This is a genomic window from Candidatus Pantoea persica (assembly GCF_013753875.1).
Taxonomy (GTDB): domain Bacteria; phylum Pseudomonadota; class Gammaproteobacteria; order Enterobacterales; family Enterobacteriaceae; genus Pantoea; species Pantoea persica.
In genome coordinates this window covers 229891-252836 of the sequence record NZ_SMDS01000017.1, presented here as the reverse complement: position 1 = coordinate 252836, position 22946 = coordinate 229891, and the positions used below count along the sequence as shown (strand labels likewise).

The 22946-nt window shown below is 53.0% G+C and carries 12 protein-coding genes, 1 tRNA gene and 9 pseudogenes; 12 read left to right on the top strand and 10 right to left on the bottom strand.

The features are described from left to right. The first annotated feature begins 272 nt into the window (after positions 1-272). From EIO60_RS08220 to EIO60_RS08210, 3 genes and pseudogenes are all read left to right on the top strand, one after another. Positions 273-1001 carry a gluconate 2-dehydrogenase subunit 3 family protein gene (locus tag EIO60_RS08220; protein WP_258576471.1) on the top strand — a complete coding sequence of 243 codons (729 nt, stop codon included), beginning with the start codon at positions 273-275 and terminating at the stop codon, positions 999-1001. Between the two features lie 34 nt (positions 1002-1035). Further along, positions 1036-2797 (top strand): annotated as a pseudogene (locus EIO60_RS08215) (GMC family oxidoreductase). Positions 2798-2801: 4 nt separating this feature from the next. Further along, positions 2802-4065, top strand: a pseudogene (locus tag EIO60_RS08210) (c-type cytochrome). Positions 4066-4376: 311 nt separating this feature from the next. On the opposite strand, the pseudogene EIO60_RS08205 reads toward EIO60_RS08210, so the two are convergent. From EIO60_RS08205 to EIO60_RS08195, 3 genes and pseudogenes are all read right to left on the bottom strand, one after another. Continuing rightward, positions 4377-5047 (bottom strand): annotated as a pseudogene (locus EIO60_RS08205) (MarC family NAAT transporter). Positions 5048-5103: 56 nt separating this feature from the next. Then, positions 5104-5739 carry a hypothetical protein gene (locus EIO60_RS08200; protein WP_258576470.1) on the bottom strand — a complete coding sequence of 212 codons (636 nt, stop codon included), beginning with the start codon at positions 5737-5739 and terminating at the stop codon, positions 5104-5106. Between the two features lie 187 nt (positions 5740-5926). Then, a complete protein-coding gene (locus EIO60_RS08195) occupies positions 5927-6415 on the bottom strand; it encodes a YjjA family protein (RefSeq protein ID WP_258576469.1) in 489 nt (162 codons plus the stop codon). Between the two features lie 277 nt (positions 6416-6692). On the opposite strand from EIO60_RS08195, the gene EIO60_RS08190 reads away from it, so the two are divergent. Next, positions 6693-6777: transfer RNA gene (locus EIO60_RS08190), tRNA-Leu, on the top strand. 196 nt (positions 6778-6973) lie between these two features. Next, positions 6974-7501, top strand: a pseudogene (locus tag EIO60_RS08185) (tyrosine-type recombinase/integrase); the annotation flags it as partial. Between the two features lie 455 nt (positions 7502-7956). Here EIO60_RS08185 and EIO60_RS08180 read toward each other — a convergent pair. From EIO60_RS08180 to EIO60_RS08155, 5 genes and pseudogenes are all read right to left on the bottom strand, one after another. Further along, on the bottom strand, positions 7957-8409 hold the full coding sequence (locus EIO60_RS08180) for a hypothetical protein (protein ID WP_258576468.1): 453 nt from the start codon (positions 8407-8409) through the stop codon (positions 7957-7959). 610 nt (positions 8410-9019) lie between these two features. After that, positions 9020-11038: pseudogene (brxL, locus tag EIO60_RS08175) on the bottom strand (protease Lon-related BREX system protein BrxL). A 75-nt stretch (positions 11039-11113) separates the two neighbouring features. Next, positions 11114-14323 (bottom strand): annotated as a pseudogene (gene pglZ, locus EIO60_RS08170) (BREX-1 system phosphatase PglZ type A); the annotation flags it as partial. A gap of 77 nt (positions 14324-14400) precedes the next feature. Continuing rightward, positions 14401-15820: pseudogene (locus EIO60_RS08160) on the bottom strand (Tn3 family transposase); the annotation flags it as partial. After that, positions 15810-16010: pseudogene (locus EIO60_RS08155) on the bottom strand (MFS transporter); the annotation flags it as partial. The pseudogenes EIO60_RS08160 and EIO60_RS08155, both read right to left, overlap by 11 nt. Before the next feature lie 579 nt (positions 16011-16589). On the opposite strand from EIO60_RS08155, the gene EIO60_RS08150 reads away from it, so the two are divergent. Continuing rightward, a complete protein-coding gene (locus tag EIO60_RS08150; protein WP_258576466.1) occupies positions 16590-17318 on the top strand; it encodes an SDR family oxidoreductase in 729 nt (242 codons plus the stop codon). Positions 17319-17349: 31 nt separating this feature from the next. Here the strand turns inward: EIO60_RS08150 and EIO60_RS08145 are convergent, their stop codons facing one another. Beyond that, positions 17350-18624, bottom strand: a complete 1275-nt coding sequence (locus tag EIO60_RS08145) for a Glu/Leu/Phe/Val family dehydrogenase (protein ID WP_258576465.1) — start codon at positions 18622-18624, stop codon at positions 17350-17352. Positions 18625-18998: 374 nt separating this feature from the next. Continuing rightward, a pseudogene (locus EIO60_RS08140) lies at positions 18999-19377 on the bottom strand (RidA family protein). A 269-nt stretch (positions 19378-19646) separates the two neighbouring features. Between EIO60_RS08140 and EIO60_RS08135 the strand changes: the two are divergent. The 6 genes from EIO60_RS08135 to EIO60_RS08110 all read left to right on the top strand — a co-directional run bounded on the left by EIO60_RS08135 (position 19647) and on the right by EIO60_RS08110 (position 22779). Then, a complete protein-coding gene (locus EIO60_RS08135; protein ID WP_258576464.1) occupies positions 19647-19877 on the top strand; it encodes a hypothetical protein in 231 nt (76 codons plus the stop codon). Continuing rightward, positions 19832-20275, top strand: a complete 444-nt coding sequence (locus EIO60_RS08130; protein ID WP_258576463.1) for a TonB-dependent receptor plug domain-containing protein — start codon at positions 19832-19834, stop codon at positions 20273-20275. The genes EIO60_RS08135 and EIO60_RS08130 overlap by 46 nt, the downstream gene beginning before the upstream one ends. Before the next feature lie 298 nt (positions 20276-20573). Beyond that, positions 20574-21119, top strand: a complete 546-nt coding sequence (locus EIO60_RS08125; RefSeq protein ID WP_258576462.1) for a TonB-dependent receptor domain-containing protein — start codon at positions 20574-20576, stop codon at positions 21117-21119. Between the two features lie 67 nt (positions 21120-21186). Then, entirely contained in the window at positions 21187-21351 is a 165-nt protein-coding gene (locus tag EIO60_RS08120) for a hypothetical protein (protein WP_258576461.1), read from the top strand. An 81-nt stretch (positions 21352-21432) separates the two neighbouring features. Beyond that, positions 21433-21783 (top strand): TonB-dependent receptor domain-containing protein, encoded by a 351-nt coding sequence (locus EIO60_RS08115; RefSeq protein WP_258576460.1) that lies wholly within the window; start codon positions 21433-21435, stop codon positions 21781-21783. 12 nt (positions 21784-21795) lie between these two features. Then, positions 21796-22779, top strand: a complete 984-nt coding sequence (locus EIO60_RS08110) for an ABC transporter substrate-binding protein (RefSeq protein ID WP_258576459.1) — start codon at positions 21796-21798, stop codon at positions 22777-22779. The last annotated feature ends 167 nt before the right edge of the window (positions 22780-22946 follow it).

Genomic DNA, 22946 nt, shown 5'->3' with positions numbered 1-22946 from the left:
TGACACCCGAAGTAAATAAAAATGGCCCTGCGCACAAAATTTCCGCCTAAATAACCACCGATTTTGCGGTTTTAAACAAAATTTCCCGCTTCACAGGCTGTTACCCCAATGTAACCATTCAATAACACAATGATAATTTTTCACTAAAAACATTTTTAATTTTATTTTCATGTTTCGACATATGTATATCCCTAATATTGCCGCGTTATTAACCGATAAGATTTGTATTTAACAAATATGTTACTTTTACAGCAAGTGAGAGTCGTGCGGCTATGCTTCTTGAAAAACCCACCACCAGACGAAAGTTTTTGCTCGGGTCTTTACTGGTGTTGCCACTAAGTGACCTGGTTTTAAAAGGATTAACAGCCGCGCAGGCGGCGGAAATGGAAGCGCTCGAGCTGGCCGACTGTAAGCCTGGCTTTTTCAGCGCGGACGAGTGGCAGTTTATTCTGGCTGCGACCGATCGCCTGATCCCGGCGGGCGGCAAAGGCAAGGCGCCCGGCTCGCCGGAAACCAACGTGCCGATCTTTATCGACCAGCAGCTGCAGACCAGCGAGTTTGGCGACGAGATCTACATGCAGGGGCCGTTCAACATCCATGCTGACGCGACTTTCGGTTACCAGATCCCCTTTACCCCGCAGCAGATGTACCACACCGCCATCAAACTGGTGAGCCAGTGGGTACAGACCACCGATAACAAACCGTTCCACCAGCTCACGCTGGAAGAGAAAGATGATGTGTTGACCAAACTCAACAAGAACGGCATCGACTTCGCCGCACTGGGCGAAGGCAACCTGAAAGCGTCGCAGTTCTTCAGCCAGCTGCTCTCCGATACCAAACATGGCTATCTCGCGGATCCGATGTACGGCGGTAACAAGGGCATGAAAGCTTGGATCGCCATCGGCTTCCCCGGCGCACGCGCCAGCTTCACCGAATGGGTGAAGCAGCATAACGTGCCCTATCCGCTGGGACCGGTCAGCCTTTTGGGGGAACGCGCTTAACGGCGTTGAATTAGGTATTTGAGACAGGATTATCATGGCACAGATTACTAAAAAAGAAGTCGACGTCGTCGTCTGCGGCCTCGGCTGGGCCGGTTCGTTGATGAGTATTGAACTGGTGCTGGCGGGCCTTGAAGTGCGCGCCCTTGAGCGCGGCGGCGAGCGCGACTACCCCGATTTCGCCTACCCGAAACCGGCTGACGAATACGCCTACAACGTGCGCAACAAAGTGTTCGCCACGCCGAAAGAGGTAGAGGTAACCGTAAGTTACGACAGCACGCAGACCGCGCTGCCGACCACGTAAGTGGGGCGCGTTTGCGCCGGGCACCGGCGTGGGCGGCGCAGGCATGCACTGGACGGCAGTACTGATACGTCCGACACCGACCGACATCATGCTGAAAACCTACGTGGACGAGGCGTACAAGCCGGGCGTCCTGCAGGAAGATATGCGCGTGATGGACTTCCCGTTCACCTGGGACGAGATCGAGCCGCACTACTACAAGTTCGAGCTGATCTGCGGCCAGTCGGGCAACACCGGCAACCTGCGCGGTCAGATTCTGGAAGGCGGCGACCCGTTTGAAGGCCCGCACTCCGAGTCTTATCCGCTGCTGGCGCTGGACGACACGCTGAACAACGTGATGTTTTAAAGAGGCGGGGATCAAGCAGGGCTACCATCCGTTCCCGAACCCGTCGGCGTGTGTTTCCCATTTGTGGAAAAACTCACGGCAACCAGATCGCGCCGTGCAATTACTGCGGCTACTGCTCGAAGTATCCGTGCCTGAACCTACTCCAAAGCGTCGCCGCAGACCGCGGTAATGGATGCGCTGAAGCATATGCCAAACTTCTCCTACGAAGTGCACGCGGAAGTGGTGAAGGTCGTGTTGCACGACGACAAGAAGACCGCTAAAGGCGTGATCTACTACGACGTAGACGGCAACGAAGTGTTCCAGCCGGCAAAGATCGTGGTGCTCTCCAGCTTCCAGCTCTACAACGTGCATCTGATGCTGCTCTCCGGCATCGGCAAGCCGTATAACCCGATCACCGAAGAGGGCGTGGTTGGACGTAACTACGCCTTCCTGTCGAACAGCGGTGCGACCCTGTTCTTCAAGGATAAAAACTTCAACCCGTACGCCACCGCTGGCGCCACCGGCCAGATGTTCAACGACATTTCGCCAGGCAACTTCGACGGTCCGGGTCTCGACGTCCTCGGCGGCGCGAAGGTCCACAGCTCGCAGGCCACCGGTACGCCGATCGCCACCACGCTGCCGAAAGGCACGCCGAGCTGGGGTATGGGCTACAAAGAGGGTCTGGAAGAGTGGTACGGCCACTCCATGAAGATCAGCATCACTACGACCTGCATGTCGTACCGCGATATCTATCTGGATCTCGATCCGAACTACACCGACCATCGCGGTCAGCCGCTGCTGCGCATGACCTTTAACTGGAAGCAGAACGAGCTCAAGCTGCAGCAGTACCTGAAGGGCATCGTCAGCAAAGAGCTAAATCCGTACAGCATAAGCATGAGCTTCCTGCCGATGGACGCCAACTTCGACCTGACTAAGTATGTCTCGACGCACAACGTCGGCGGCGCGGTAATGGGCGACAACCTGAAAACCTCTGCGCTAAACAAGTATCTGCAGAGCTGGGACGTGCACAACGTGTTTATACCGGGCGGCAACGCCTTCCCGCTGAACTTCTAGGCTAACCCGACCGACACCATCGGCGCGATTACCCTGATGGCGGCGCAAGCGATCAAGGAACAGTATCTGAAAAACCCCAGTCCACTGGTACAGGCATAAGCATATGAAACTGAAATCATTGTTACTAGCCAACAGCTGTGCTGCTGGGATGCATGGCAAGCCAGGCGCATGCGGAAGATGAGGCCCAGCTGATCAAGAAGGGCGAATACCTGTCGCGCCTCGGCGACTGTATGGCCTGTCACTCGCTCTCCGGCAAGCCGGACTACGCTGGCGGGCTGGCGATTGAGTCAAACCTCGGCACCATCTATTCGACCAACATCACGCCGGACAAAGAGCACGGCATCGGCAACTACAACGAACAGCAGTTCTCTGACACAGTGCGCAAAGGGGTGCTGCCGGGCGGCTCACGCCTCTACCCGGCGATGCCTTACCCGAACTACGCCCAAATCAGCGATGAAGATATGCACGCGCTGTATGTCTACTTCATGAAGGGCGTCAAGTCGAGCGCCGATCAGCCGACGGAGACCAGCCTCAGCTTCCCGTTCAGCCAGCGCTGGGGCGTGCGCTTCTGGAACTGGGCCTTCATCAACGACAAACCGTTCCAGCCGATCGGCGGCGCCTCTTAAGAGATCAACCGCGGTGCCTATATCGTCGAGAGCCTCGGCCACTGCGGCAGCTGCCACACGCCGCGCGGCCTCGGCATGAACGAGAAGGCGCTGGACAGCAGCGACGCGAAGTTCCTCGCGGGCGGCAGCATGAACAACTGGGATGTGCCGTCGCTGCGCGGTCTGCCGCGCTAGAGCGAGCAGGAGATCGTCGATTACCTGCAGACCGGTCGTAACGACAAGGCGGCTGTAGGCGGCGAGATGAAGTCGGTGATTGAGCACAGCAGCTCACACATGACCGATGCCGATCTCAAAGCGGTCGCGGCCTACCTGAAGTTCCTCGGCGGTAACCCTCCGCTGCAGGCCTACAACATGCAGGCGCAGCAGGCGACCGAAGCGAAGCTGACGGCGGCGAAGAACCTGACTGAAGGCGAGCGTCTCTACATCGACAACTGCGGCGCCTGCCACTTTGTCACCGTTAAGGGCGCGCCGGGGATCTTCCCGGAGCTGGACCAGGCGACCATCGTCAACGCCAAGGATCCGACCGGCTTGATCCACACCATTCTGGAAGGCGCGCAGCAGCCGTCTACCGAGAAGACACCGTCTACGCTGGCGATGCCGGGCTTCGGCCAGCGTCTGAGCGACGACGAAGTGGCTCAGCTTGCCACCTTTATCCGCTAGGGCTGGAGCAACAACGCGCCGGCAGTGAGCAAGGATCAGGTTGCGGATGCGCGCAAGTCGCTGAAGCACGAAGAAGAGTAAAAGAGAAGGGCGCTGCAGCGCCCTTTGTTTTGTTGCTTGCAGTGCAGACGCGGGTGACAAGGCCCGATCGCAAAGACGCAAAAAGCACCATCCCTGGCAGCTCGGCCCGCGCGATTACGCACCTCATCTCTGAAGTGCGCCCGTCACCGGGCCAGCGCGTTGCGTTGTTCAAAAACGCTCCCAGCGTTTTTGTCCTTGTCGCGGGACGCTTTGCTCTTCGGTCTATGTCACTCGCGTTTCAGGCTTGTGAGGCGTCTGAAAGAGCGCTTTGGCTGCTCACCAGGCAGGCTTTTTTCTTTTTGACACCCGTCTTAATGGAAGTTATGCGCCACTTCCTGCACGCCGTTAATCACAAACTGCACACCCATACAGACCAGCAAAAAGCTCATCAGGCGCGAGATCGCCTCGATCCCGCCTTTCCCCACCAGCGTCATAATGCTTACCGAACTGCGCAGTCGATCCACAGGATCAGCGCAACGATCAGGAAGATTAGCGGCGGCGCGACGGTAATAACCCACTCGGGGAAGCGGGTGCCGCTTTTCAACGTCGACGCCGAACTGATAATCATGGCGATGGTGCCTGACCCGGCGGTGCTCGGCATCGCAAGAAAGGCAATATTGACCAGCTCGTGGCGCGCATCGCCTTGCTCCAGCTCCTGCTGCTTATGCTGCGTCTCCACCGAGTGGGCGACCGGCTGGGCGGGGAACAGCATACGAAAGCCGATAAAGGCGACGATCAGGCCGCCGGCGATGCGCAGCCCGGGAATGGAGATGCCGAAGGTATTGAGTACCGCGTTGCCTGCGTACCAAGCGACCATCATGATGGCAAAAACGTAGAGAGAGGCCTGACGCGCCTGGCGGTTGCGCTCGCTGAAGTTCATCTCGCCCGCCAGCCCTAAAAAGAGCGCGACTTTGGTTAACGGGTTGGCGAGCGGCAGCAGTACCACCAGACCCAGCCCTATGGCTTCAAGCAACGCCTGCATCGCAGCTCCTGTAGGGCGGCGCTGGCGGCGGGCCAGCGCGCCTGGTCAAGGAAGGGTTAGTGTTTGGGGCGCTCCATCGCTTCCAGCTGCTCGGGGAAAAAATCCTCCAGCAGCTCAGGCGTCATCAGCTCCGGGTAGCGCATCAGGTGCTCGCGGATGCGTTCGTTCAGCTCCGGGATCAGGCTCTGCGCGGCGGCGAGCGCGGTGATCTTTTTCTGCTTCACCAGGCGCAGCACGTCGTCTGGCAGGTTATCCTCGTCGTCGTCCTCTTCCACCTCTTCCAGCGCGTCCAGATCGTCGAACATATCGAGCAGCGCCTCGATCTGCGGCGTGCGCGACACGTACTCTTCCGGCTTTTCCTCTTCCAGATAGCGCAGCAGCGCGCGCACCGGCGAACCGTCCGGCTTGGCAGGCGGCGCAGAGGTGAACCACTCCAGCAGCCGGTGGGTGCTGACGCGATGGACGTGATAGCCGTTATCCACCAGCTCATCGGCGAGGATGTCGGCGGTATCGTGTTCCAGCAGGCAGATATGGGTGCGATTCGGGGTAAATTGCTCCAGCCACTGATAGATCTCCTCAATAACCGCGTCGTCGTACTGGAAGTTTTTGCTCAGATAGCTGCCGTCCGGCTGATATACGGTCGCGAAAATGAGATCGGGATCAAAGTAAATCGCAATGTTGATGCCTTTCATGCGTGCTGTCCTTTGTGGCGTAAAACCATCACTATAGCGCCGTTGACGTGGCGGGGAAATGTACCTTGATCAGGTTACAAAAAGGAGAAAGCCGAGAAGGCAGGGCGCCTTCTTTTTTAAGAGAAAAGGGCGAAGAGCGATGAGCCGGGACGAGGGACAGCTCGTCCCGCTCTCTGCGCCGCTGGCATTACATGTCGATATATTTTTTGCCCTGCTTCAGCACCATGTCGCAGGCTTTGGTTTTCAGCTTCTCGCCCATCGGCGAGCTGCTCAGGCTCTGCAGATTTAGCTGCTGGCCGTTGCCGGAGTTAAGCAAGCCGGCGATGCCCTGCTGGTAGTCGGTGTTCTGCGTCTGCGCTGTCTGCGTGCTCAGACCGAGCTTGTCTAGCACCTGCTCTTTAACCGACTTCATGTTGTTATCGACGACGTTGTGCTGTACGCAGTACTGCATCACGCCTGCGGCGTTGGTCATGCTGTTGGCGCTGACCGCCTTGTCGCCGCCATTCAGCAGGCCCGTCAGCGTGCCCAGCGACAGCCCGCCGTTTTGTGCAATGCTGTTGGTGGCGCTGGTGTTGCTGTTGTTCTGCTGGCTCAGCTGTGATGCCGATGCGCTGCCTGCCAGCAGCAGCGCGCTGAATCCCATCCCCAAAATCGTGCGTTGTGTGGCTTTATTCATCTCAACCTCGTTTTCTGTGTATCCCGCGCGCGGTGAGTTGCAGCGCCATTTTTGCTAAGAGGAGTCTGAGGGGGGAAAGTTCCGGGAGCGGGGAGCGGGGAGCGAGAAGGGCGGAATCGGAGGATTCTGTAGGGGGAACGGCTGCGCGCGCTGGCGCCAGATGGATATTGAGAGGGGGCGGCGCTTTTTTGGACGTTTAGCGCGCGGGGAAGGCGATTCCGGTTGCGCGGCGGGTGGGTAACGGTATAATCCTCAACGTTTTCCGCATCCCTTCCGTGCCGGAGTGGCGAAATCGGTAGACGCAGTTGATTCAAAATCAACCGTAGAAATACGTGCCGGTTCGAGTCCGGCCTTCGGCACCATCGGAAAAAAGACGTCGCTCACGGGCGACTCTTTTTGTGTCTGGAATTTAGTAGCTGTAAGGTTTTCCGCGCTTTTCACTCAACCTAAATCAACCTCATTCAATCTACGTCGATTTTCTGACATGGGTACAACTGCGAGTGCATTGCGGTTCGATAATTTTTGTCCCTACACAGAATTCTTAAAAGGATACTCATCATGGCTCTGAGTCATGTGAAAGTTCGTTCGGCAAAGCCCGAAGCAAAAGCCTCTAAACTTATCAACGGCGAAAGCATGGTTTTGCTAGTTCATCCTAACGGCTCAAGATACTGGCGGTTACGTTATCGCTTTGGCGGCAGAGAGAAGATGATGGCATTGGGGAAACACCCTGAAATTTCGCTGGCGGATGCAAGGGCTCGCCGGGATGAAGCCGGTAAGCTGCTGGTTAACAGTATGGATCCTAGTGAAAGCAAGAAAGCTGTTAAGGTAGACAAGAGTAGGAAGCGATAACATTCGAAGTAGTCGCTAGAAACTGGCATGCCAGCAATCAGAAATGGTCTGTATCTTATAGCGCTCGTGTATTGAAAAGTCTCGAAGACAGTCTCTTTGCTGCCATCAGTAAGCGGAACATTGCGGAACTGAAGATGCGAGATCTGCTTGTAACCATTAAAGCAGTGCAATTATCTGGGCAGCTTGACGTCGCCGCCCGTTTGCAGCAGCGTACTCGCGAGCATACGCTTCGCCGTGTAGAGTAGCTTGGCCGACTACAACCCCGCACAAGTAGGCAAGAGGAGGTTCATGTTGTAGTAGTGGGCGGATTTTCTTGATGCCAATCAGGAGAAAAGGCTAAGCCCTTTTGACTACGGGAAATTAGAATCAACCATATATTAACTAGTATAGTAACTGAGCATAAATTTGCGGTGCAGGATTAAAAATTCCGTTCAGAGCTTGTCGGTTTATTGTGGCAGGCAAATGGCCGAATTCAGTGATCTACGACAGTAAAGCATACGAAATGCGAGTATTAGGGTATGATTTTACCTCATATTAATTACCATCCTACACGCATAGGGCTGTGATTCTGTCTAGATGAACAAGGCTCAGAATTAACTAGGCCGTATCATCTCGCTACTGAAAAGTTTTGCTTTTTCTTGTCAAGAAAAAATCCTGTAAATCCTTTTCGATTTTCTCTACAGCCAAATCAATCAATTTAGTAATGTTCGGGGTTGATTTTTTTTGGAATGTCTCCGAAACGACAGTACTGATCCTGAAATGCTATCAACAATTTTCCAGTATTGAAATGCAGTCATATCATTTTCTCTGCAAGAACTCAACGCCTTCATCGTTGAGCCCTCATAATAAATATGATGAATGTCTTGTGAGATATAATGTGATTTTTTATCACTTGTCCTAACCCAATGTTTAGTCTCAAACTTTACGCCATTTAAAGTGATGGATGAACCTATATCTTCTGAAAAGTTAGCTCCTGTAAGCCAGTATAAATTCATCGCAGCATCGAATGCATGCCACCGACATTTGTCAAGATTACTTCCATTTTTATAGAGATTTTCTTTTATATATTTTCGGCGCGTATGGATACTATCAGGTAACTGGTTGATAGTGTTTGAATCAAGATCCCAGAAAGCATGTTTTGCCATTTCTAAATCATATATACTAATAATATTAGTAAAGGTTATCATACAATAAAGATATACTTCAAATCTTTCTTCAGGTTTGAGGTGAGGATATTTTGGCTTTATACTTTGAATTTGAAGTATTGACAAATAATGGAGACCATATACAGTTTTTTCTTCAGCTGAAAGTTCCTGGAAATTAACTTTCTTTTATTAAGACTCTGGGGAGTCATGTCTGAAAGTCGCCTCGGAATCGTCAATGTGCCCTAGCCAAAATCGGCGGCAAAAATCTTGATATGCAGCCCTCGATTTTTCAACCCATATATCTGACTTTTCATGAATACCAATTTCGGTTAAACAAGTATCTCCTGATTGCAATAAATCTACCAGCGGTAATAATCCAACTCTTTCTACATCTTCCAGTGTTGATGTCGATGATAATTCCTCCATCCTTTGTAAGAGGAAATTGTCTAAATTTATCTGAACAACTCTTTTATGCTTCAAACACTGCAAAGTATAAGCTGGAGTCAATACCTTATTGCTATCCCATTTGGATAGGCAAGGTCTTATAAATTAAATTTCAGACCGTTTTGACATTGGTACCCTCTCTGATTTGCTGAAAATATTATTACTCCTAATTCACACCCAAAGCTTTATAAACTGCGTCTACAGGTTCTGCATGAAAACTGACCTGAAATTTAGTAAACAATTCGGCTGGTACTGTCGGAATATCTAACGCGGAAGACATGGGGAAAAGGACCTTTTTGGCGCTGCAGTCGAAAGCAAGTTGTAAGCTAGCTGCCAGATCCTAGACAGGATTTATCACTCCACCGAGCGTCATGCTGCCTAATACGACCATTTGTTCCTGAAGGGGTTTCGCTAGTAATACGGAACACAGCGCGATCAGCGCTGCAAGGCTGGTTGCAGTACTTGGTCCGGTATTATGCAATTCGACTACGTGCAGATGGTACTCATGTTCAGAAAATTTCGCTGTCGCGCTAACGCGGCTGAGGTTGCCTTTAAAATAGTCAAATCCAACCCGGATAGCTTCCTTAGCCGAGGTGCTTGCTCCCAGACCAGAAACGCTATGCTCACCATTGCCTGCGGTCATCTGAGTTTCGAAGCGATACAGACCCATCATGCTACTTTCCGCTTGTGTAACCAAATGTACTACACCTGGTTTCGGCATGCCGGCGGGAATTAATTCGCTGCCACCCTGTTCTGGTACGCTGACGAAGAATTATTCCAGCGTCTCGTTATCGATGTAGCTGAAATTCACATCGAAGAACTCCAGTCCGCCTAGCTTTTTAAGCTGTTCTTTGACTTGACGGCGGGCTTCCATGGCGTAGGTCAGACAAACTCGGACATCTTCTTTGCTGTAAGAACCATTGGGATTAAGAAGTTTTAGTAAACCTGAAACTGTGCGCCTTACCGCGATAACGTCGGGCTTGGTTGAGGTTATTACCCAGCTTGTAGAACTTATCAATCGCGTCGGAGAAGCTGCGCTTACGCATTTCCCGCATGTACTCGGCGAGATAATCCGTGATAAGGCCATAGCGATTGGTAAAGAATTCTGGGCGCATTTTCGGGATTTCCTAGCCGGGGATATAGGCATGGAAGAGGTCGAAAAACCCCGTTTCAATCATGGCCGCAGGGAAGGGGGCTAATAGATGGCTGGTTTTGACTAACGTCTCAACGCTCTGATTGATGTTACCGACGAACACCATTGATGCCTTGCCTTCAATCGAATCTCTACCGCGGGAAAACGAGCCAGACGCCATGTAATCTTTCATGATTTGCACGCCGTCTTTGTCTTTGAAAGTGATCCCCACTACTTCATCAAACGCGTCCACATCCCACATGCCGACCAGGCCAATCTGGCGGCGGGCCATGTTGTAAAACAGGTTTGCTACCGTGGTTTGCACGCCGGAAACTAACAGTGAGTTTGGCGAACATTCTTTATAGACATGACTTTTACCGGTACCGCGTGGGCCAAGTTCGTAGACGTTATAGTTGTTTTCCACGAAAGGGATCATGAGGGTGATCGGATGCCACTTGGTTCGTTGCTCAATATTGGCGGGTTTTCCATACCCACGGAGCGCAGCAAGACATCAATCCACTGGTCGCGGTTGAAGTGCGTACGTGCGGTAAACACCTCTTCCATATCCATATTCGGCATCTGGATAGGTTTAAGCGTCATCAGGGAGAAGGGCGAAGTTTTCTGCTCTTCCTCAAAGAAGTAGTTCACAGTGATCATGCACCAGATGCCGTCAGTCAATAGCTTCTCGTTGTCCTTGACCATCTTCGGTGGAACCAGTGCATCTTTAATGCCGAGGTTGGAGAACTGGGCTTCGTAAACGTCTTTCTTCTGATTGAGCTTTACCGATACTTTATCGATGATCTTGTAGGATCCCCGCTCACGAATGAGCGATTTCACCTTCTCCGCTTCATCAGGACGGACATAGTTATCAGCCAGAATACGCTTAACATTCTGCAAGCCTCGTTCGACGATCTGGTTATCGTCGGAAGCTCAGTACATACCTAGCAGATACTCCAGCACATAGACCGGGACATTAGCCCCTTCCTTGAGCTGTTTAGTCAGGTCCTTTCGTACCACCCGACCACGGAAATGCTGATTCAGCAAGGCGTCCAGATCTTAACCTTCTGCGACAAGTTCCCCTTCGGATACGGCTGGAACGGGTAAGTCATGATGGGTTTGCATATCGCCTCATTTAAAAAAATCACCCTGAAATGCCAGATCGATAATGACAGGGTACTTTTGGTAACCCGTGTCCGTTTGTGCATCTTCCAGTATCAGCCAGTATTCATTGCGGCGATTGAAATTCGCGCCAATCAGCTTCAAGATAACGTCACGAAATCGTTTTTCCATTATGTTGTTATCGCTGTCAAAGCAGATTCGCTCTTTACCAGATAACACATTATTGGCGTTATCGACGATGAAGATGTTCAGAGTTCGCGATTCGTATAACTCACCTAACGGATGGTTTTGCAGCAGGCTGACTTTATCAATGTTATTGACGAGTTTGAGCAACGGATAGTAATTCACAATGTCTACCGGATGACGCTGAGGTTGCTTCTCAGCTGCGGTTTTCTGCAGCACTTTCTGCAATATGGGAACGCAGACTTCCTGTACCATGGCACCACCGTGCACAAACCGCGCGCCGCCCGAGAAATGGAAACGCTGGATCCCTTTCGGGATCAGAAACTCGCTGTTATCGCTGACGCCTGCGGTATTCGCCACTTTTCCTTTCAAGCAAAAATCATTGGCAGGAAGTTGATGGCCGATAATAAAGTGTTTGTGGTTTTTAATTGTATTGTCTGGCTTGATCTGTCGCGTGGTTTTATCTTGGCCGGAAAGGGGCTGCTGCTGGAACAGGAAACCGTGGTCCGCTGTTACGATAATGCGTGTACCGTGGAGACATTTTATCACACGAGTCACCAAATCCTTCAGTTCAACCACCGCGTTGCGGCACGCTTCAAAGGTTTTCTCCTCTGTCGATGCGCTGTCACCCATGGCATCAATGGTGTTATGCCAGATATAAACGACCTCGTAATCGCGAATAGGCTCCCGTCCTTTATATTTCTTGAGAATGGTATCGCGACTAGGCGTACCTGAAGTAGACAACCCGTCCGCATAGACGATTTCGCCATTACCCGGTTGATAGCATATCTTTTCATGAGGCAGTAATGCAGCCATACCCAACTGGGTAACACGCCCAATTGGGAACGCAGCTCGGCAGTAAAGCGTTTCTCAGTATTGAGCTGATTGCCCAGCTCTTCTGCCACTTCATAACGCAGCGCGTCGGAGATAGTGACAAATACGCGCTTGATTTGTGGATTGTTAAACAGAGGCTTAACCACCTCATTGTAGAAGTTCTGTTGCCGTGGAACGCCCGCAATACGCCACTCCTGCATACGGTTTTCGGCTTCCAGAACCTGATTCCAGCTCCGGCTTAATTCTGCCAGGTGCCAGTTGGAATACAGCGCTTCGATATAGTCATCCAGGCTTTTCAGAATCATTGCGCCTTTGCTGTGAACCAAAAGCGCGTATTCGTTAAACAGGCGGTAGGCCTGGTCAAAGCGGGGCAGCTCTTCGCAGTACGCTTTCCAGAATGTTGCGCTATCCTGATAATGGAAGCCGTCAATATGACGATTACGCAGATTCAGCAGCCGTTCGGCCTGACGAAGCACATCATCGATGACGTAGTATTCCTGACGAGTCTGGCACCAGTATTTACTTTGGCGTCCGGACAAAAGCTTCTTGAAGGCTTCACGGTCGAGAGTGGTGCTCTCTTCCTGAAGTTGCGTCACCAGCGCATGAATGATGGTCTGTTCAATGCTCAGCGTGGTTTCGCACTCGTGCAAAAATACGGTGAGCTGAGACGGTACTGGTCTTCTAGTCGCGGTACATACTGCATTTGCTGTGCACAATAATCATAGGCGTCTTTATAGCGACGGTCGGCGCGCCAGGTGACCATAAATGCCAGCGCGGAGGCTCTGCCTAAAGGCGTGGTCAGCACGTTTTTTTCCAGCCATTCGCATTTCTGTGGATCAGTCTGTGCAGAGAGATCGGTACAGAACAACTTACGGAGCAGGTTCTCCAGATAAGGCTGTTCGGCCTGGTAGCCCATTTCCTAATTTAGAATGTCCCACAGCACGCCTTCAAGGTCGTGGCGTTTAAGCATTGCCAGTGTGTTTTCCAGATCGCTGTCGTCATCTTTTTGCTGATTAACGTATTGGGTTATCAGGCTGAACAGAATCTCTTCCGTTTTTGCTGTTTTTACGCCAGTGATGACCGCAATCATCTTCTTATCAAGAGAGGCTTCGTTTTCCTGCTCAGTTACCAGGCCTTTTAAGACGGAAAGAAGTTTAGTGCTGAAATGTTCCGGGCGCTGCCCGGCGTGGTTCCTGAGGAATTTTTCGGTCTGGGCAACTAAATCAATATCGGTCCAGGTAAGTCCCTCATCAGACAGGCGAATCAAAATACAGCCATCACCTTCTGAAGTATAAGGGCGACAGGCGGCATCGCTGTTATAGAACATATAACTCGGATCTTTTGGTGTGAGAAATTTTACCACCAGATCGTTAAGCATTGCGCCATCTAACGGGTGACCGTTCAGAAAGCAGCTGATGTCGAAGTCCTGTTTATTCGCTGAATAGCGATACTTCCGGTTTTTCAGAACGTCATCAAAGATTATTGACGCCAGTTTTTTATTGATCGCGGAGAAATCGACTTCGACGTTGCGGATCTCGTTCTCGATCTCTTTTTCTTTGTTGGTTAGGAACACGTATTTGTCTTCAACATGTATAATCAACATTTCACGTTCCAGCTTGTTCAGGCTTTTTTCAACGCGACGGCGTAGATCGACTTTATCGGTATCGATTTTGTCTATCGAAAGGGTGACAAGATTATCTAATGTTCTTTTCAGCACATCGACATAGCGGATCAGGAATAGCGTTTTCAGTAAGTTGCCATCGAACTCATCAAGGATGCCATTCTGGCAGGCACTGAGTGATAGTGCGGCTGACAGCCGGTTCGAGGAAGCTTTTAATCGCCGCATACAAACGCCAGAAAGGCACCAGAAAATCCAGCCTTGAGGGGCGAGATTTTCTGTGCCGCAGTCTGGAACTCTTCTAACTGTGAGCGTTCACCCATAGCTAACTGTTTACCAGCGGCACCTTTAGTACGGATAGATTCAAATACCTTCTGCAGAATCTGGTAGTGCCACGGAACAAACGGGGGTAGTTCAATAAATTCTCCTTCACTGGCGTAGGGGCGCAAAGAAGTGGTAGTTGTGGGATCAAAAGCAAGCTGGTTGCGCAGAATGTCGCCTTTTTCCTGCCAGACTTTAGCAAGCGCCGGTTTTGCGACATCTGCCTTCACCAGTAAACGTTTTTGGATAACTTCGGAGGTGTTGGGGTTCCGTGCACATTTCCCTGAAAAGTGCCACATGAAGTCTAAAAAACTAATTATCATTAAGTTAAGTTTTAAAATTACTCGTCATATTCATCACTAAATGGATCTACGCTTTCCAGGATACCAACCAGAACAGTGATTGCAGCCTGCTCCTCAAACGAATAATTCCCTCCTAACAGAATATGTCCCCAGGCTACAGGGGATAAATTAGCTAACATATCAATAGCCTCTTTATTATCCGTCTGCTCAAATCTTTCTACTAATCCTGATAATATTGCAGCATTGTAGTAAATAATGCAGTTCGCAATCAGCCGGGCACAATCATTCCACTGATCTATTTGATAATCGCTGCCCCCACGGAATTGATTATCATTCACTGATGCTATAGCCCTTCATCAGCTGATGATAAGCTTTCCATCCGTTTAATGCCTGCTGTACAAACTGTCTTAATGTTTTATCGTCTACATAATTTAGCACATAAATGCACCTGAGCAATTTATCATATTCTCTGAGAGCCTCCAGTATTTTACTGCCACGTTTTGTATTAGACAGTTTACTAACAATGGTGCTTTGCACTGTTGTTTTTCGACTTAAAAAGCGAATAATATGTAGTATATTATCCCATTCCTGAATGACTAATTTATTATTGATGGACTTCCTTAATTTTATTACCAGCTCGTCATCAATCAGTTCTACCTCAAACAGTTCATAAAATACCTTATTAAACTTCGCATGTCTAGGTGAGAACAGATATTCAAAAATATCGAGAATTGCAAATTTTACATTATTAACACCATGGTTATCTGTAGATAAAGCTCTTGGCGGTATTTCACTTATATTGTTGTGTAATAGATCAAATGCAAAATGACCTTCATATTCGTTTGGCGAAATAACTACTGTTGCTAACGGCACATGGTTTGAAATAAGTGTCATGGCAGATACCCCTTTACCTTTGCGAAAATATTTAGAAGAAAAACGGGCTTTGAATGTATTTATTCTACATGAGTGTTTTTGTCCATCAATACTAACAAACGGAGCATCCTCATTTATTGTCCAGTATTTGAAAGTTTGGAATGAAGAAATTGCATCAGAAATAATATTATTAGCTTGCCTTGTTGTCTCTGGTCTTATTAATTTGCCATTAACGCCTCTTAGCACATTGATACTTCAGTCAGAGGCATTGGCCATTTTGTGAACTCCATAATCGGCGCCATTGCCAAATATACACGCAAGAAGATCATTGTCTGTGGCCATAAGATCATTCTTTTTCGATGAAATGCCATCAAATACAGAGAGGAAGTTTGTTCCTCCATTAACAAATTTCATTGCATCAACAATCCCTATATTCTTTATTTGTTTATAAACAGAATTGTCGATACTCGTTTTCCATTTTTTACTGGCCAGATTCCACTGCAATTTGTTCGACTGTAGTTGCGTTCTTACAAACTCATTAGCGTCTGAGTTTATACTGATAGTGACTTTTTTTAATTGTTCCGATGGTGACGGCGAGATCGCTGTAGACGCCGAAGTCGAACCACTCCATGGCGTTGCCAAGCGCCGCCGCGCCGACCGCGCGTTTCAGCATATCGTTATCGACGGTGGTAATATCGTCCACCGTCAGCTCTTTCTGTTTTTTCTGCCAGAAATTCTTTCTGACTTTTTCCGTGGCGTGATTTTCGGTACTCATTTTATCCTCATAAAAAAATGAGGCTCTTATAGCTTTCGTCGCCGTACCGCGGAAATGGAAAAGAAAGCTATATGCAGCATGACAAATAAAATATGACAGCTTGTTTACATGACTTTACCTTACTATAAAAACGGTCTCGCTTACAAATTAGCAGCTTTTTAACCTGCCGCAGGACGTTTCCGGCGATATAGATGCCGCGTCTGGCGGAGAGTAGCAGATAAACAGCCGCAAAACAGAGCGTTATCGCATCACGGCTTTTTATTCAGGCTCATATTTTTCGCCCTGGTCAGTAAGGGCCGGGGAATAATCAGACAATCAGAAGGGTTTAAAATAACCGGGCCAGCCAAAGGTTTAGCGGAAATTTCTTTCAACAGCGCTCTATTGCGCCTGAAATTAAGCTGCGGTCGCGTCTGTCGCCGCTCTTGATAAAGGTCGCGAGCCGGAGTCGATTAAATAATCCCCTCCGGCGACAAAAATGCTACGTTCTCGCTGCCGCCGGCCAACATTCAGAGGTTGGCCTCATATTTAATACGGCGGCGGAGCGGGGCAGGCGCCAGCGACTCGCCAGAGGGAGGAGAAATGGCCCGATTTAGTGACAAATGCATCCTGATTACCGGCGGCACCAGCGGCGTGGGACTGGCGGGCGCGCTGCGCGTGCAGGCAGAAGGCGGCCGCGTAGCGGTAACCGGACGCAACCTCAGCCGGTTGCAGTACGCCAACAGTGTGCTGTACGACAATGCGCTGGTATTGCGTAACGACGTCTCGCCGGAGGCGGATATCGACGCGCTGAGCGAGGCGGTGGAGATGTGGGGCAGGCCGGACGGCCGGTGGCTTAACGCCGGCTACGCGGAGCTGGGCGATCTGGATTCGGTGACGGCGGAAGCGTTCAACGCCATGATGAACGCCAACGTGCGCGGGCCGATGCTGCCGCTGGCGCGGCTTAATCCAGGCGCGTCGGTGGTAGTAACCTCTTCCTCTTCGGTCTATGAGGGCGCGGCGACCACCAGCCTCTATGTCGCCACCAAAGGCGCCATCGTCGCCATGGTGCGCTCCTGGGCCTCTGTGCTGGCACCGCGCGGCATTCGCGTCAACGTTGTGATCCCCGGCCCTATCGAAACCCATTTTCGCGATTTTATGCCCAATTCGGCGCGACAGCAGTTTGAGGATTTTATCGTCAGCCAGGTGCCGCTGAAACGGGCCGGCAAGGCGGAAGAGGCGGTGGCGGTGGCGCTGTTTCTGCTCTCCAGCGATGCCGCCTATGTGACCGGTAGCCAGTACGCGGTCGACGGCGGGTTGATGCGCCACTGAAAAAAGGGGCAGCCTGTGCTGCCCCATTAGCTTAGCCTGGATAGATGCCGCGCTCTTTGCGCGCCATCAGGATGCGTTCGCAGGCGACGATATAGGCTGCGGTACGCAGCGAGCACTCTTTCTCGCGGGATTTGTTCCAGACGTGCACCATGGCGTCGGTCATTATTTTATCCATGCGCGCGTTGATCTCCTCTTCGCTCCAGAAGAAGCTGGCCATATCCTGCACCCATTCGAAGTAGCTAACCGTCACGCCGCCGGCGTTGCAGATCACGTCCGGCACCACGATGATATCGCGCGCCGCCAGCACGTCGTCCGCTTCCGGGTAGGTCGGTCCGTTGGCGCCTTCCAGCACTAGCTTGCAGCGCAGGTTCTCCGCGCGGGCGCGCGTGATTTGCCCCTCCAACGCCGCCGGGATCAGAATATCCATCTGCGTAGTCCAGAAAGCCTCTTCGTCGATCTGCTGCGCGCCGGGGAAGCCGAGGATCTGCTTGTGCTCCTGCTGCCAGCGCGTCAGCGCCGCCATGTCGATGCCGTCTGCGTTGGCGATCGTCGCGCTGTGGTCCTGAATCGCCACCACAAAGGCGCCCGCTTCGCTGAACAGCCGCGCTGCTTCGCTGCCGACGTTGCCGAAGCCCTGCACCGCGACGCGCGCGCCTTTAACGGAAATGCCCGCGCGGCGCACCACTTCACGTCCGGTGACAAAGACGCCGCGTCCGGTCGCCTTTTCGCGACCCAGCGAGCCGCCGAGATGCACCGGCTTGCCGGTCACCACGCCGGTCACGGTGGTACCGCTGTTCATGGAGTAGGTGTCCATCATCCACGCCATCACCTTGCTGTTGGTACCGACGTCCGGCGCGGGAATATCTTTCTGCGGCCCGATAATGATGCCGATTTCGCTGGTATAACGGCGCGTCAGGCGCTCCAGCTCTCCTTCGGAAAGCGCAAAGGGATTGCAGCGGATGCCACCTTTGGCGCCGCCGTAGGGCAGATTGACCGCGGCGCATTTGATGGTCATCCAGGCGGAGAGCGCCATCACCTCGTTAAGATCGACGTTCGGGTGATAGCGGACGCCGCCTTTGCCCGGCCCACGCGACAGGTTGTGCTGTACTCGATAGCCCTCGAAATGGCGAATGGTGCCGTCATCCATTTGCAGCGGAATATCGACAATCAGGGCGCGCTTAGGATGGCGCAGCGTATCGATCCAGCGCGCCAGCTCGCCCAGATAGGGCGCGACGCGGTCGATTTGCTGCAGATAGGTGGACCAGGCAGATGTACTGTTTTCAGACGCGTAAGATAGCTTTTCCATAAAAACCTTTCTTTTTCTAAGTCGTTATGTGTCGCCGTGGATGTGCAGCGAATATCACCGCACCACGCTAATTTACCACTTAGAGGGAAAAGATAATTTTTCTCCAGCGACGAAAAAAGCGGCATCTGCCACATTTTAGTGCAAAACAGTGCATAACTAGCGACCCGTAGCCGGTGAAGAACGAATAAAGATGCTTAGATGTTGCATTAAAGTTGCATATTGGTTTATTTGGTAACTTTTCAGTTTCTTGAGGCGACTCATAAAAGAGAGAAATAGCGGCAGGCGCGCCTTGACTTTGCCCGCGTGTTTACGCTACATGAGCCAGTCTAATGCATTGATTACTTTTTATAATGTGGCTGACCCAGCCGGCGCGGCTACAGCGCCATAATAGCCTCGATCTCGATATGCAGATCGGGAGAAAACAGGCGACTCACCTCTACCAGCGAACTGGCAGGCAGGTGCGCGCCGTAATAGCGGAATAGCACCTCGCGCAGCGCGACAGTATAATCAAAGGCGGTAGTGAATATTGTCACTTTCAGCAGGGAGGCAAGTAAGGTCTTTTCCGCCATGGCGATCTTCTGCAGCTGCTGAAATATCGCCTCCGCCTGCTCGGCAATATTTCCCCTGCTGCGCGGCCGTGCCAAAGGCGGTCAGGCCGGAAATATAGAGCGTATCGGCGTGTTTTACCGCGTGCACATAAGGCGCGGTGACGGGACCCAGCTCGGAATAATTGATACTTTTGACTGTCGCCATTATTTATCCTCTGGTTGGTTAAGCATTCACCACAATTTATCTGCGCGGTGCGCGATATATCTATCAATTTTGTTAGCCATTCATGACCGCATGATGACTAAAAAAACATCGACATTCTCTCGTCATCGACAATCATAATCGCGCTATTAACAATTACCGCTAACCTTAGCAGGGTTTAGCGCTATATAATTGTAAATGCAACGATAAGGTTTCTCTCTGTCATTATTTAAACCTGTGAATATCACCTGACTCAGTGGCGCAATAATATAATGAATCTCTTTTCCAACGCGCGGCTCGCCCAGACGCTGCCTGGCCTGCTTTTTTGCTTTATTTCCACCGTGCACGGCGCGCAGCAGAGCGCCGATGAAACGCTGGCCGTCTCCGCCGCGCCCGCCGACAGCCGCGATGACGCGACGCAAAAAGAGGCGATGCTCGGCAATGCGGGCCGGCAAAGGTGCGCGATACGCCGTTCTCCCTTCAGTCGCTCTCGCCCGCCATGATGCGGCGCCAGCAGCTGAAAAGCGTGACCGATCTCTACCGCTATATGCCCTCGGTGCAGGGCGACGGCGCACGTCCGCAAACGCGCGGCATGCAGGGCAGCGTGGTGCAGAACAGCATGATCGACGGCCTGAACGTGGTATCCACCACCGACTACGCCGCCGAACAGTTTGATCATATTCGAGTTGATCATATCGAGGTGCTGAACGGGCTGGCAGGCTCGCTGTATGCCGGCCAACCCGGCTGGCCTTTTCAACTTCGTGGCGAAGTGCGCCACCGATCTGCTGCTGCATCGCCTTACCGTCGGCAGCAGCAGCGGCAACCACAAGGTCGCCGGCGATTTCAGCGGGTCGCTCGATCGGGGCGATCGCCTGCGCTACCGGCTGAGTCTGCTGGATGACGAGGGGGGTCGGCTACGTCAGCGGCAGCAAGGTGCGCCGCCAGCTTTTTAGCCTCGCGCCCGACGCTAACCTCAGCGACCAGACCGTGCTGGAGAGCAATTTCAGCTACTACCACTATTATGCCAAAGGGCTGCCGGGCAAATTTGCGCTGGGCAACGGCCTGACGTTTCCCGCCGCGCCCGATGCCAAGAGGGCGAACCTCGGGCAATACTACGCCGGGGATGATGACCATACGCTGACCGCAGGGCTGCGTCTCAAACACGATTTTGACGGCAACTCTGGCAGGGCGAAATCGGCGTGCTGCGTCAGATTGCCGATCGCGAGTCCACCGGCGTCACCAATACCTTTACCGACCGCGCCGGGCACTACACCACCACTACCTCCTCCTCGACCGCCAGCCGCTTTACCATCAACAGCTATATGGCGAATCTTACCGGCGAGGTGGAAACCGGCTGGATTCACCATCAGCTTGCTACCGGCGTGCGCGGCTTCGTCTGGGAAAATATGAACCCGATTGACGGCGGCACCGCGACGCTGGGCAGCGTGTCGCTGGCCGATCCGGCGCGCTTCAATGAGCCGGATTATCCCGACTTCACCCGACGCTACCACTCCGCCACCGCCACCCAGCACGCCTTTTTGCTGAGTGACAACCTGCAGTTTTCCCCACAGTGGAGTTTGCTGTTGGCGGGCAGCGAGAATCTGCTCAGCGCCTTGAACTACGCCAAAAGCGGGGCGCGCAGCAGCCACTCTTCGAACCGCGGCTTCTCCGGCTCCGCCAGCCTGAGCTACAAGCCGGTCGATCCGCTTACGCTCTATGTCAACTGGGCGGACAGCCTGCAGTAGGGCGATACCGCGCCCGCCGGCGCCAGCAACGCGGGCACTATCCTCGCGCCCTAATCGCAGCACGCAGTTGGAGGTCGGCGGCAAACTGGCGGTTAACCGGCTGCTGCTGTCGGCGGCGCTGTTCGAGATCAGATGCCCGTTCGCCTACACCAACGGCAACGGCGACTATGCCGTTGACGGCGAGCAGCGCAACTGCGGACTGGAGCTGATGGCGGGCGGCTATGTGGTATAGAGCCTGCACCTTTACGGCGGCATGACTTGGCTCGATCCGCGCCTGTTTGATACCGCCAGCCGCGAGACGTAGGGCAAGCAGGTGGTTGGCCTGGTACGCTATACTGCCAGCCTGTTCGCCGCCAGGGATCTGTCCCGCCTGGCGGGTGCGGATCTGCATGGCGGCATGCGCTACCAGAGCCGCCGCACTACCGACAACAACAACGACGGCTGGGTCAGCGGCTATACCATGCTTGATGCGGGCGCGAGCTACAAAACCCGCCTGATGAACAGCGACGCCACCTTTCGCCTCGACGTCACCAACCTGACCAATCGCCACTACTGGACCAATATCGTGCCGGGCGGCCTGAACGGCTACAGCGGCGCGGGCTACGCCAGCGCCTCGCTGGGCGCGCTGCGTCAGGTGCAGCTCTCCATGCAGCTCGACTTTTAAGGAGCATTGACGATGAAAACCCTGTTGCACGCCAGCCTGCTGGCGCTCGGCCTGGCGGCGGCGGGCGCAGCAAGCGCCATGACCATAACCGACGATCTGGGTCAGCGTGTCGAGGTGCCGCATCCGGCGCAGCTTATCGCCGACGCCTGGTATACGCACCATTCCCTGCTGATGACGCTGGGGTCGGGCAACTGTATCGTCGTCGCCGTCAATCATCCGCAGGACTGGCCCAGGATGTTCCAGGTGCAGTCGTCGCTGCGTCAGGCGCTGCAGGCGCACGGCGTCGACGCCATCTTCGTGCCGGCAGGGGATCCGGACGCCGTCAGCTATCGCCAGGCAGCCATTCCGACGCTGAGCATGCAGTTCACCACGTTCGACGCCATGCAGCGTTCGCTGCTCGCCACCGCGCAGGTAGTCGACACAGCGGCGGCGCAGCGGCGCGCGGCGGCCTATAACCGCTATCTGGAGATGCAGATCGCCGCTGTTACGGCCAAAACCGCCGCGCTCACCTCAGCGCAGCGGCCGCGCGTGCTGCATATTCAGTCGCTGCATCCGCTCAAAATCGACGGCAGCGCGACGCTGATTGATCGCTGGATCAGGCTGGCCGGCGGTCAGAACGCCGCGGCGCAGGTCACGGGCAATATGAAAGAGGTGTCGCCGGAGCAGGTCATCGCCTGGGATCCCGACGTGATTATTCTCGGCGCAGGCGCCGGCTCGCTGGCGAGATCGGACTATGCGGCCCTGTTCAGCGGCCTGAAGGCGGTCAGGCAGCATCGGGTGCTGCAAAACCTATCGGGGGTCTTTCCCTGGGATCGCTACGGCACCGAGGCGGCGCAGCAGATTCAGTGGGCCGCGAAGCAGCTGCATCCCGAGCTGTTTCCGCAGCTGGATATGGTTAAGGCGACGCAGCGCTTCTATCAGAGCTTTTTCGATTATCCACTGCGCCCGGATGAAGCTCGGCGCATTATCGCCGCGCTGCCGCCGATTTCAGGCTGAATCGTCACGTCTGAAACCGCGACGGCTTGGCGGCAGAGCAACTGTGGCGCGGTCTGTGTGAGTGATAACGTCACGAAAAGCACTGCGGTTCGTCAGCGCGACGGCTAAACCTTTTGTGCGGTGGCTGGCGGGAAAAGCAGCAGCATGGGCGAATTCAGAACATGCTG

Coding starts and splice junctions, on each gene's coding strand:
- EIO60_RS08220 (WP_258576471.1), top strand. CDS start 273: ATGCTTCTTGAAAAACCCACCACCAGACGAAAGTTTTTGCTCGGGTCT.
- EIO60_RS08200 (WP_258576470.1), bottom strand. CDS start 5,739: ATGAAAGGCATCAACATTGCGATTTACTTTGATCCCGATCTCATTTTC.
- EIO60_RS08195 (WP_258576469.1), bottom strand. CDS start 6,415: ATGAATAAAGCCACACAACGCACGATTTTGGGGATGGGATTCAGCGCG.
- EIO60_RS08180 (WP_258576468.1), bottom strand. CDS start 8,409: ATGGCAAAACATGCTTTCTGGGATCTTGATTCAAACACTATCAACCAG.
- EIO60_RS08150 (WP_258576466.1), top strand. CDS start 16,590: ATGGCCCGATTTAGTGACAAATGCATCCTGATTACCGGCGGCACCAGC.
- EIO60_RS08145 (WP_258576465.1), bottom strand. CDS start 18,624: ATGGAAAAGCTATCTTACGCGTCTGAAAACAGTACATCTGCCTGGTCC.
- EIO60_RS08135 (WP_258576464.1), top strand. CDS start 19,647: ATGAATCTCTTTTCCAACGCGCGGCTCGCCCAGACGCTGCCTGGCCTG.
- EIO60_RS08110 (WP_258576459.1), top strand. CDS start 21,796: ATGAAAACCCTGTTGCACGCCAGCCTGCTGGCGCTCGGCCTGGCGGCG.